General features: G+C 58.6%; 6 protein-coding genes. 1 reads left to right on the top strand and 5 read right to left on the bottom strand.

Annotated elements, in window-relative coordinates:
• Positions 1 to 24: 24 nt before the first annotated feature.
• Positions 25 to 228: a hypothetical protein gene (locus SLH47_RS10175; RefSeq protein WP_320239382.1), complete on the top strand. Its 204-nt coding sequence runs from the start codon at positions 25 to 27 to the stop codon at positions 226 to 228.
• 40 nt (positions 229 to 268) lie between these two features.
• Here SLH47_RS10175 and SLH47_RS10170 read toward each other — a convergent pair whose 3' ends face one another.
• The 5 genes from SLH47_RS10170 to SLH47_RS10150 all read right to left on the bottom strand — a co-directional run bounded on the left by SLH47_RS10170 (position 269) and on the right by SLH47_RS10150 (position 11,006).
• The gene (locus SLH47_RS10170) at positions 269 to 1,126 is read right to left on the bottom strand and encodes a 4-(cytidine 5'-diphospho)-2-C-methyl-D-erythritol kinase (protein ID WP_320239381.1); all 858 of its coding nucleotides are present in this window, start codon (positions 1,124 to 1,126) and stop codon (positions 269 to 271) included.
• Complete coding sequence (locus SLH47_RS10165; protein WP_320239380.1) at positions 1,113 to 2,771, bottom strand: tetratricopeptide repeat protein; 1,659 nt, start codon at positions 2,769 to 2,771, stop codon at positions 1,113 to 1,115. Before SLH47_RS10165 ends, SLH47_RS10170 begins: the two co-directional genes overlap by 14 nt.
• Positions 2,772 to 3,170: 399 nt before the next feature.
• Positions 3,171 to 5,111: a caspase family protein gene (locus tag SLH47_RS10160; protein WP_320239379.1), complete on the bottom strand. Its 1,941-nt coding sequence runs from the start codon at positions 5,109 to 5,111 to the stop codon at positions 3,171 to 3,173.
• A gap of 11 nt (positions 5,112 to 5,122) precedes the next feature.
• Complete coding sequence (locus SLH47_RS10155) at positions 5,123 to 9,250, bottom strand: filamentous hemagglutinin N-terminal domain-containing protein (protein WP_320239378.1); 4,128 nt, start codon at positions 9,248 to 9,250, stop codon at positions 5,123 to 5,125.
• A 61-nt stretch (positions 9,251 to 9,311) separates the two neighbouring features.
• Positions 9,312 to 11,006 carry a ShlB/FhaC/HecB family hemolysin secretion/activation protein gene (locus SLH47_RS10150; protein ID WP_320239377.1) on the bottom strand — a complete coding sequence of 565 codons (1,695 nt, stop codon included), beginning with the start codon at positions 11,004 to 11,006 and terminating at the stop codon, positions 9,312 to 9,314.
• Positions 11,007 to 11,155: the final 149 nt, after the last annotated feature.

Raw genomic sequence — 11,155 nt, 5'->3', positions numbered from 1 at the left:
CTAGGCGCCATTACGCTTAGCTGCATGAGCGATGCGACTTATTTCACCCAGGCACCGCGCGTCGCGAAAGTGCCTGAGGCAGACGTCACCTTACCTGCACCGGTGCCTTTCAGCGCGCCGGTGTTGATAGGGGATTGTGTTACACCGCTGGCTGGCGAAACGGTCCTGAGCCTTTTGTGGAAACGTCTCGACGAGGCAATTCCTGCCACAGGAATTGATGACAAATAATCATCGATTATTTGGAATCAGACTTTCGCTGAAAGTCTGGCTACAGGACCATAGCGGGGGCCACCCACCAATTCATCTGTGACACTTGAACGATGCGCGCCACATGGCGGGCGGCAGCCATGTCTTTGACAAGGCCGAAGCAGGTGGCACCCGAACCTGACATACCGGCAACACTGACCGCTGGAAGAGACTTCAGCTTTGCAAGCGCCTCGCTCACTTCGGGGGCGATTTTTTCGGCAGGCGCTTGCAGATCGTTGCGTTGTCGCGCAAGCCAACGGGCAAATCCATCAAAGTCGAGCCCTTCCGGCAACGGCTCCATCGGGGAGCCGGCTTTGGTCTGGAGCGACTTGAAGACCGCCGCAGTCGGCACGTCGACGGGTGGGCGGACCAGAACCAGCGCGCATTCGGGCAACCGCGCAACAGCGGTCAGCACGTCGCCAATTCCCGACATACGCGTGGGTGTTGGCGCACGCAGGCAAACGGGCAGATCAGCACCCAAAGCCAGGACTTCCGGTGCGGTCGCGGGCAGCGGCGGCACACTCCATAATTCAGCGAGCATGGCCAAGGTCACCGCAGCATCCGAGGACCCGCTGCCAATGCCAGCCGCATGGGGCAGATGTTTTTCAAGCGTGAGCGCAGCACCTTGTTTCACACCGCGCACAGACCGCAACGCTTCCGCCGCGCGCATCATCAGATTGGTAGGGTCGGTTGGAATCCCACCTGAGAATGGACCGGAGACCGAGATGCGCAGATCAGGGGCAACAGTTGCTCCAAGCTGATCCGCCACATCTGCAAAGACAACCAGACTGTCGAGCAAGTGGTAGCCGTCGTCGCGTTGCCCTGTCACATGCAGGGTCAGGTTCACTTTTGCGGGTGCAATGGCCTTAATCGTTGCCACGGGCAACACGGATCGGGTCTTCGCCCTCGTCCTTGAGCACCAGATCCAAACCACGGGAAAGCTTGTCGCGGATCCGCCGGGCATCATCTGCTTCGGGATCAAAGGACAGGGCCCGCTGCCATTGGAACCGGGCCTCGGTCATGCGTCCGACGACCCAGAACACGTCACCCAAATGATCGTTGATTACTGGGTCAGTCGGAAGGAGTGATGAGGCGCGTTCAAGATGCACAAGCGCCTCGTCATAGCGGCCAAGTTGGAAATAGACCCAACCAAGGCTGTCGATGATCGCGCCATTATCGGGGCGCGCTGCGGCTGCGGTTTCAATCATCTCCAGCGCTTCGTCCAGCTTCTCGCCCCGCTCAACTAGCGAATAGCCCAGATAGTTCAGCACCTGCGGATGATCGGGGTTGAGCGCGAGGGCCGCGCGAAAGTCAGCTTCTGCTGCCGGCCAAAGGTTAAGCGCATGGTTGGTGATACCGCGTGTGTAATGAACAAACCATCGCGCGGCACTCTGGTCGTCGTAAAGATCAAGCGCGCGTGTGTAGGCTTCGTTGGCCTGGCTGTAACGCTCCGTCTGACGGAAAGTGTCGCCCTTGGTGGCCCAGACCTGCGGCAGATCGGGGTGCGTGCGCGTCAGCGCCTCCAACACCTCAATCGCGGCGTCATCGCGCCCGGCACTGCGCAGAGCCTCAGCACGGCCGAGTTCGGCGGCGTGGAAAGATGGATCAGTGGTGGCGACGCTGGAGAACGCCGCATTGGCCAGATCATATTGGCCCATATCGTCAAGCAAACCTGCCGTCATCAGAATGGCAGGCGTGTTGGTCGGATCAAGATACATCGCGGCACGCGCGTACATCAGTGTGAAGGCGGCGGGCGCCTCTTCCTCAACCAACCCTGCGATCATGTGATAGAGATCGGCCATCCCAGCCGATGGCGTGGGCACGGCGTCGTAGGCCACCGCGTCACCAGCCTCCAGCGCATTACGGATCTGGGCTACCGCCGGGTCCATTTGCCGCCCAAAGATCGCTTCGATGATCGCTAGCGCATCGCTGTTGCGGCCCAATTGGCTAAGGATCTGGGCATGCGCGATGGCACTCGTCCGGCTATACCGCATGCCACCCGCCACCGGACGTGCAAACAGGGCCGCTGCCGCTTCAAAATCACCGACTGAGGCCAGCGCATAAGCCTTATGCGTCATGCCATAGATTTCCATGCCGCGGCTTTCGATCACCTGATCAAAGCTGGCAAGGGCGCGCGTCATATCGCCTTCACCCAGATGGGCCCAACCTTGCGCCAGGCCATCGACCAGCGGACCGACCGTGCGCCCCTGTTCCAACGCACTGAAAATGTCTGACCAGTGACCGGTCTTCGCATCATCGACACTCAGCACCAAATGGGCGATCTGGCTGCTGAACCCCTGATCGACCATCACTTGCGCAACAGGTACTGCACGACTGAACTGGCCCAGCGCAATAAAGGACGTCATCGCGTTTTCCAGCATGTAGCTGTTCGAGGGGTCCCGCAGAAGAGCCTTGGTGTAGTAGCGCGCGCTGTTCGCAAAGTCGCTATGTGCGCCAGCCTGACGTGCGGCAAGATACGAACCCGCATCGATATCCGCGATCACAGAAGTTGCAGGGGTAATCATGCACAGACAAGCGACAGCGGACAGGGTACGTTTCAACACGAGTCAGAGATACCTTTGTAAGATTTTCATGCAGCGTAGATTGGCCGAGGCTTGCATGTAAATATGACAATGTCGGGGCGGCAAATTGTTGCGGATAAGGGGATGTGAAGGAAGGGGTCGCGACCCTGCGTTCAGACACAAGAAGACAGGCCCGAAAGCCCGCCCACTCGCCCTGCCAAGACTGCTCGCGCGCGCCTATTTTTATAGCGCTTTGCGTTGCCTGCGACACTAAGCGAAGTGGTGATTCGCAGTCAATAGAATGATTCGCGAATCGATCAACTTGAATTGGATTTGTGCGACCAAAAGGAGCAATCTCAGATCAACGACACGGCAGTGTGCATTCGAAAACGCTGACGCATGTCAATTCAGCAGGAGATCCGCGCGAAATCCACCCGTCCGCCAACCGACCAGTGCCAGTTCCATATCCTGGTTGAATGCACCATCGATCGGGCCGGCGTATTGATTTGCGGCCGTCAGGATTGTTTGCACGTCGCGCAGGGTCTCAGCGCTCCACTGACCAGCCTCTCCTTCTGCGAAGAAGGCGGTCACTAATCCACTGTCGCCTTCGGCAATGCCCATCAACAGCAATTGCGAAGCCCGGTTTGCGGCCTTTGGCATGATCTCACCATCATCGAGGATGGTTGCGGCCAGATAGTATCCCTGCGCATGACCAGCGACGCCTGCGCGTTCAAAATATCCCAGTGCCGCGGCAGGCGTGTCGCCCAGGTTTTCCAAGGCGAATGCGCCGAGATTGAACAGGGCGAGCCTATGGCCTTGTGCAGCTGCCCTTTGCATGAGTTCGACGGCCATCATCCGGTCCTGAGGGATGTTCTGACCGGCATAAAACTCCAGGGCCAGATTGACCTGCGCATCGGCGAGCCCGCCTTCTGCCGACTGACGATAATATGCAATCGCCTGATCAAAGTCGCGATCAACGCCAGTGCCGGTTTCATACAAGACACCCAAACTGAACAGGGCACGCAGATCACCCATGCCGGCGGCGGCGTTGTATTGCTCAAGCGCCAAGGCGTGATCCCCGCGCGCCAGATAAGCGCGCGCCAAAAGCGTGCGGTAATGGGGGAGTCTTGGAGACTGCGCTATCGCATCGCGGCAGGTATTGATGGCAAGCGATGCGTCATTGGCCAGCGCGGATAGGCTGACGCCCACGGTGTTGGCGGTCGAGTCGTCCGGATGTGTGGCAAGCAGTTCGCAAAGCCGGCCTGAACTGATGTCTTCCGCACGCGGCAAGGAATCCAGAAGAAGCTGTGCATCTTCGGCATTCTGCCCGTCCGGATATTGCTCCAGATAAACCTCAACAAGCTGCCGCATCCGGGTCCTGCGGGCAAGCGCCCAAAGATCGGCGGCCTGTGCGGCCACCCTGTCAGGCGAAGTAATGACGGATTGACGTGTTACCGGGCTTTGCAGGATCGCCTGGACCGAACCGGTATGTTTGCCTTCGGGGTAACGCTGCAAATAGATGTTCAGAAGCTTCGGATCGCGCCCGCTCGCCGCGACCTGCCAAAGCAGCGTTTCTTCCGACACGGTCTGCGGGCTTTGGTCAAAAAGGAACTGGCGTGTCAGCGATGAACTGTCCCAGGGGATCTGCCGCCCGCCAGTCGCGGCGAGCACATCGCGCCGCACGTTGATCATCATGTCCGAGATGTTTTGTCCGGGTGTGAAGATATGGCTCAGAACGGCTTCGGTAAAAAAGCTGTTCCGCCCGACACCGTCATAAGCGACATTGTCGGGCTGTGTCGCGTAAACGATCATCAGGTCGGCGTCGCTGCCCAATCGTGCCAAACCGTCATTGCCGTCCGGCAGATCATCCAATCCGCCGCCAAACGGGTTATCGCGGCAGGCATCCAGCATGATGATCTTGAGCCCCGGCGCCCCATCAAGCGCGTCAAGAACGGTTTGCATCGATATTGTCTGGGAAGGGACATCCGCCGTGGTCGCAATCGCCCCGTCCACCGGCAAAAGGTAATTGGTCCCCGACACCTGAAAGCCGTGGCCTGCATAAAAGACCAGTGCCACATCAGCACTTTGCGCCTGTGCGCCAAAATCCGCGATGAGCGCTGCCATGTCGTCATGGTTCATATCGAAGCCGGCGAGCACGTCGAAGCCCAGATTCTCAAGCGCCAATGTCATATCGGTGGCGTCGTTGACCGGGTTCGGCAAGGCGGCGGCGACGCTGTAATCGCCGTTTCCAATGACAAGCGCCACGCGTTCCTCGGCCCAGGCGGCGCCCGTACAGATCAGCGCCGTCAGAATTGCCAGATATCTTGCCAAAGCCCTGATCATGCGCCTGTCCGTTACAAGTCCGTCGCGCGGGCCAATTCCACACCAACCGTTTCAACCGCTGTCGCGACGACCGATATCGTTGCCTGTTGTACGGCAGCAAGATCGGGGTCTTGGGCACGCACAAGGGCCACACGCTGGCGCAGACGGTTCGCAGCAATATCAATCGATGCGCGCGCTTCGATCAAGGCCTCATTGCGGATCTGCGCGCGCTCTGCCTCGGTTGTTGCAGTCGCCAGGCGGGCCTGTGCACGGCGGCGCGCCGCCTCAACCCCATCGCGGGCATCTTCGATGATCCGCGCGACATCTCCCAGTTCCGGCGGCAGTTGCAACAGGATTGTGTCAAGCTCTGTCCCGAACGCATCAAGCGCATCCGAAAGACAGGCCAGCACCGTCTCAACATCTTCGCCGCCCGCACAGGCTTCGGCCACGGTGACAAGACCATTGGCCGCCACTTGCGCCTGCGCCTGACCTTCCAGTGCATCGGCAACCGCACCACCAGTCGCGGCACCGTCGCCGCCAGAGGAAGCAGCGGCGGCAGGGCTCAGATCCAGATCGCCGAGCGTATCGGGCGGATTGGGCAATGTGATGATGGTCACCGGCACGAGGTCGGGGATTGGCACAGGATCAGGGTCAGGCTGTGGAAGCGGATCGGCGATGGTAAATGTCGCGCCTTCGACGGTCACCTCATAGTTTTCGGAGCCGGAACCAGTGACCTCATCGCTGGCAAGCGTGATCGTCTCACCAGCCAGGATCGCATCGCGCAACTCACTTGGCCCGCTCAGGAGGATGGTTTCGATCTGATCCGTGCCGATCAACTCGGTCGAAAGCACGAAATCATCATCGAAGAGCACCGTCTGCTCGAAAGCAACAACCATATCCGACCCGGTTACGGAAACGGCCAACGGCGTAACCGTCAGGGTGCCATCCACGAATGTGATCTCATAATTGCCCAATCCGTCGCCACTGGCATTCGATGCGGTGACAACATAGGGAGAATCGGCGACGCCTGCACCGGCATCTGCCCCCGCACTGGTCAGAGTGACGGCATCAACACTGTCGCCTTCAATCAGACCAGATGCATCAACGCCATTGTCAATCTCGACCGTGATATCGCCCAGGCCGAAATCGAAGTTGTCGCCATAGGTCTTGTCGACATCATTGGCGGTAATGGTCAACGGACGTGGGGTGATCTCGGCATTTCCGACACCGCTGACGATATCGTAGACTTGGCCGGCATCATCGGTCACCGTTGCTTCAACATCGAAACCATAGGTTGTCTCACCGACATTTGTGTCTTCAAAAGTCAGGCCGCTGACCTCGGTATCTCCATCAAATGGTGTCGCTGACGGGTCTGCGAATGCATAAAGGTCTGGGCCACCCGTAATCGCCCCGGACGCCGCAGTTCCGTCAGTTTCGCCGTAAACAACTTCAATATCGACCGGCGCGATAAAGAGCACAGGCGAAGTTGCATAAAGCCGGGCATATTGTCCTTCGGTACCCGGTGCCCAAGTGGCGCCGCTCCCCGTGAACACCCACCCTTCAGCCTCGGCGAGGCGCAGGAACGTATCTGTGTCCTGGAACTGAGCGGTGGTGAGGCCCGTGCCAAACGCGCTCGTTGTCAATCCGGACGTGTTCACATCCCAGAAGTTTGACGCATCACCAGTTCCATTACCAGCAAAACCACCAATCGCAACAACCGCCCCCGTCGTATCGGAAACTGCCACTGCGCCAACCGAATAAGATCTTGAAATCGTTCCGCTGCGCTGATCGCCGACAAAACCGCCCGCGTTGATCTCATTCGGGATCGTCGGGCCAGTACCCATCGCATTAACAGAGACATCGCCAAGGGCATACGAATCCGAGATGGTGCCTGCATTGTTCCCAACAAAGGCGCCCGCATCCATACGCAGCGTGCCTCCTGACAAATCCCAATCGACACTCACATTGCCGGTGGAATGGCTTCTGCTGATTGTCCCGTTGTTCTGGGCGGCCAGTCCGCCGACAGACAAGTCTCCGACGGTCCTGTCACTCACGAATGACACATCGACCGATGCAATGCTGTTGGAGAGTACACTCCTGTTCTGCAATGTGATCCCGCCAACCTGCACGCTCCCGATCACTTGACCAGTCACCTCTACAGCGTCGATTCTGCCATCATTGAATGTGACGAGGCCCGCCGCCCTTTGACTCGTGACATCGACGTTCTGAAGGATAAGCGACGAGATCGTACCGCTACTGAACTCTATCATTGCACCATTTCTGACGGTGCCCGTGACAGAGTTATCGATAAACAGGTTACTGATTGAGTGCAGATCGCCATCCAGCGTGCCGACAAATACATTGGAGTTATCTCCGATGGGGTCGAAACCACGCACCACAAGCCCATCGTCATCGTCTATGCGGCTCCAATTACGTGTCCCACTGGCATCAATATCCGTGCCCAGTACAAAATTGCTTGACAGCATCCGGTCAGAAGAACCGATGCCCTGAAGGCCAAAGATATCAACAATCTCAAAGGGCGACGCCGCATCGCCGGTCCCGCCAGCGGCGCGCAGGAATTCCCCACTTTGAACAATGAAGTTGCGCGCGAAAAATACCGGCAGCGTGCCAACCTGTTGCCAGTTTCCCGATCGCTGAATGAACAAATCCACATTGACCGCATCATTAGCGATAATGTCTCCGGCGGCGCTCAGGCTAAGCGTACCGTTTACCCCATTCAAAGCGCCGTTCAAGACGATGTCATTATCCGCGATCAGGATCAAACTGGTCTGGTTGGTCCAATCAATGTCGCGTGAAATGATAATATTGCCGTCGTCCGCCCCGGCGGAGGCGGTGTTTAACGTCACATTGGTCGTCGCGAGATCGGCCTCAAGCGCCTCCTCTTCGGCCAAAGTGTCGATGATGATATCTGTGGGGTCGAGTAGCAATGTGCCGGTTTCGCCCAATGCGGCCGTGGTGTTGGTGCGCCCGGTGTAGTTCAGCGTCTGCGCGCTTGAGACCTCGACAAAGCCGCCATCGCCACCTGCACTACCGCCTTTCGCCGAAATGGTTCCGGCAAAATCTGTGCGAATGTCGGACCAGACGGCGATGCGACCCCCATCGCCGGCGTCTAGCGCGTCGGAGGTGATCGTTGTGGCCGCATCGACGACGACTGTTTCGGCGCGTTGCAGATCACCTGCTCCAGCAAAATCACCACCGATCCTGATCCGGCCGCCGCCATCGGCGCCGCTTGCATCGATCTCGGCGCCAGTGAGAGCGATATCCACGCCAGTGACCGTGATATCACCGCCGCGCGCTTGTGGACGGATGGATGTCTCTACCGCTGTGACAACTTCGGCGCGGGCGCTCACCCGGCCGGTAACCTGCACTTGACCGCCGGCGCCACCGCCAAGGAAAATCGTGCCGCCACGCTGCTGCACGGATGTCGCCTCGGCCACACCGCTCAGGTTCACGGCCTGGCGCACAGCCTCGCGCGCCGTGGCCGCCTTCATCTCGATCATGCCACCTTCGGCTGCGACCGACCCCGAATGCTCGATCAGGGCCTGACCTTCTTCGCTGATCGCATCGGTCGGCACAGCCACCTGCAAGAAGCCGTCGCCAGAGAGATCAAGCGTGATCCGCTCACCCGACCCAAAGGCCACGCGGCCCATCGGCACGGAAATCGTGCCGGAATTGTCAACATGGCCGCCCAGGAGCGCGGCATAGCCACCGCGCCCAACGGTGATCGTGCCCGCATTCTCGACCTTTGCCGATTGCCCGTTTCCCTCAAACCGGAGCCGCCCATTCTGAAAATCGTCATTGGATATATCAAGGGTGGAGGCCACAAAGCCGCCGCCGGTCTGAATATTGCCGTCAGCGCCGATAAAGATGCCGTTCGGGTTCACCACGAAGACCGAGCCATTTGCTGTGATCTGCCCGTGGATCTCGGATCCGGTTGATCCATTCACGCGGTTCAAAGTCGCACTTGACGTACTGGGTTGGTTGAACTGCACCTGCGCGCCGGAGCCGACATTGAAACTGTCCCAGTTGATCACAGCATTGTTTGTCGACTGGTTGATGGTCATCTGGCTGGTGGACGGTGAGGTGATCTGCGCCTGACCGGCAACCACGTTCCCTCCGGTCGGTAAATCCTGCGCCATCAGCGCGATTGGCGAGGCGCAAGATGCAAGGATCGCCAGCAGCCGAGCGCTGCGGCGGCCCCTAGAATCTGAGACTTGCCGAAATGCTGAGCCGGTTCTGATTTCCATCATTTTCACTAAACCCTCTCCCAAATTCGATGCGCATATTGTCCGCGCGGAACGGCGTATCGCCCAAAACAAAGTAATCAAATCCGATCCCGACGGAGGCAGCACTGTCTTCGCTTTCCTCGACCCCTGTCGGGTTGTTGAGCCGCAATGCACCCGCTGCCGCGAATATGTACGGTGCGATCACAAATGGCTCGCCACCCAGTTGGCCATTAAAGCCGCGGCTGAATTCCGTACGCAGGGTGGCGCCGCTGTCACCACGCAAAGACCCGCTATCAAATGTCGATAAATCACCGGCGCCAACAGCACTGAATTGCTCGGACGCGACAACGGTATCGCCGAAAGATGCCTGCGCACGGGCATTGATTGAAAGTGCATAGTCGTTGTCGAAACCACGCTGGAACCGGTACGACCCACTGAGCGTGGTGAAAACAGGTTCGGCCCCGTCGCGTGACAAAGGCAACTCCGTGGTACCTTCACGCGCATCAAGGATATCGAGACCCCGCGAGACCGTTAGCCCCGCCTCGGACGTGGTGCGGTCGTTATGTTGATAGCTGCCATTGGCCGTGAGGCGCAGGACGTTGATATCGTCCTCGTAAATCTGGGCAAACTCAGTCTCCTGCTCATCCGTCTGATGATCAAACGCGATTTGCGCATTCAGATTGATGTTGCGCGACCGGATCCATGGATAAATCAAACGGAGTGATTCCCGACCAAATGATGAACTGGTTGAGACCACGGTATCTTCTGTATCTTCAGGATTTGTGACACTGCGTGTGACTTCCAGATTGGCGGTCAGACCTGACCGCCCGACCGGAAAGATCGCTCCGACGGCGCCCACGCGATAAAGCGGGTCGTCCGAAAAACCGCGTTGTGGGGTCGCTGAAACTCTGAGGTATAATGTCTCGCCAAAACCCAGGGCCGAGTTGACCTCGGTGCCAAAGTTCAGCGTGGGTTCGCCCAGAGCCTTATCGGGAAAATTGTCGTAAGAGAAAAAGCTGGTGACGCGCTGGTATTGCACGTCCAGCGCCAGAACGGTCCCGCCTTGTGTCTCGCCCGTCGCCAGCGCCGTATTCAGTGCCACGCCAGAGACATCGCCTGCCAGAAGAAGCTGCCGCTCAAGCTCGGCCAGCGTCACACCGGGCCTGCCGACGAGCGGTTCAACAAGGCGGCCCACCCGCGTGCGCACCTCATCCGGCACGGCGACATCGTCAATAGTTTCGACAAACCCATTGACGACTTCGACACGCAGAACGCCGCCATCGCGCAAGGCTTGTTGCGGCAGAACCACGCGTGTCAGCACGAGGCCGGCATTTACATAGGCCTCTTCCAGATCAGAGGTCGCCTCAAACAGCTCCGAGACGGGGATCTGCCGTCCCGTCAACCGCTCTTCCAAGGCAGCGTTGGCTTCGGCAAGCTCAGCCCGCGCGCCTGTGATCTGCACGCCAGACAAAGTAATTCCAATGCTTTCCGAACCAGGAGGTGCTTGCGTGCCGGGCTCGCCGCTAAAGACAATCGCACCGGTCAGTGTGCGCAGCTCTGGGCGAAAACTACCCGGTGTCACTTCGCTTGCCGTTTGCGCAGCAGCCTGCGATCCAAACAGCAGGACGGCACCGAGAAATGCGGCTCTTCTTATGACACGACATGGCATGTTAGTCATTGAAAAGTCAGCCAAGTAAGAGATTAACAATATGTTAACACGCTAACGCGAATCCCTTTGACGGATCAAGTCAGACAAACCTTACCCAAGGGAATTCAGCGCGGCACGAAACCCGCCCTCTGTAGGCCCTGACAGGCAAT

It is taken from the genome of Cognatiyoonia sp. IB215182 (genome assembly GCF_033963905.1).
GTDB lineage: Bacteria > Pseudomonadota > Alphaproteobacteria > Rhodobacterales > Rhodobacteraceae > Yoonia.
The sequence above is the reverse complement of the archived record's forward strand: the minus strand, read 5'-3'. Positions and strand labels throughout refer to the sequence as shown.

Coding starts and splice junctions, on each gene's coding strand:
- SLH47_RS10165 (WP_320239380.1), bottom strand. CDS start 2,771: ATGATTACCCCTGCAACTTCTGTGATCGCGGATATCGATGCGGGTTCG.
- SLH47_RS10175 (WP_320239382.1), top strand. CDS start 25: ATGAGCGATGCGACTTATTTCACCCAGGCACCGCGCGTCGCGAAAGTG.
- SLH47_RS10150 (WP_320239377.1), bottom strand. CDS start 11,006: ATGCCATGTCGTGTCATAAGAAGAGCCGCATTTCTCGGTGCCGTCCTG.
- SLH47_RS10155 (WP_320239378.1), bottom strand. CDS start 9,250: ATGGCGCAGGATTTACCGACCGGAGGGAACGTGGTTGCCGGTCAGGCG.
- SLH47_RS10160 (WP_320239379.1), bottom strand. CDS start 5,111: ATGATCAGGGCTTTGGCAAGATATCTGGCAATTCTGACGGCGCTGATC.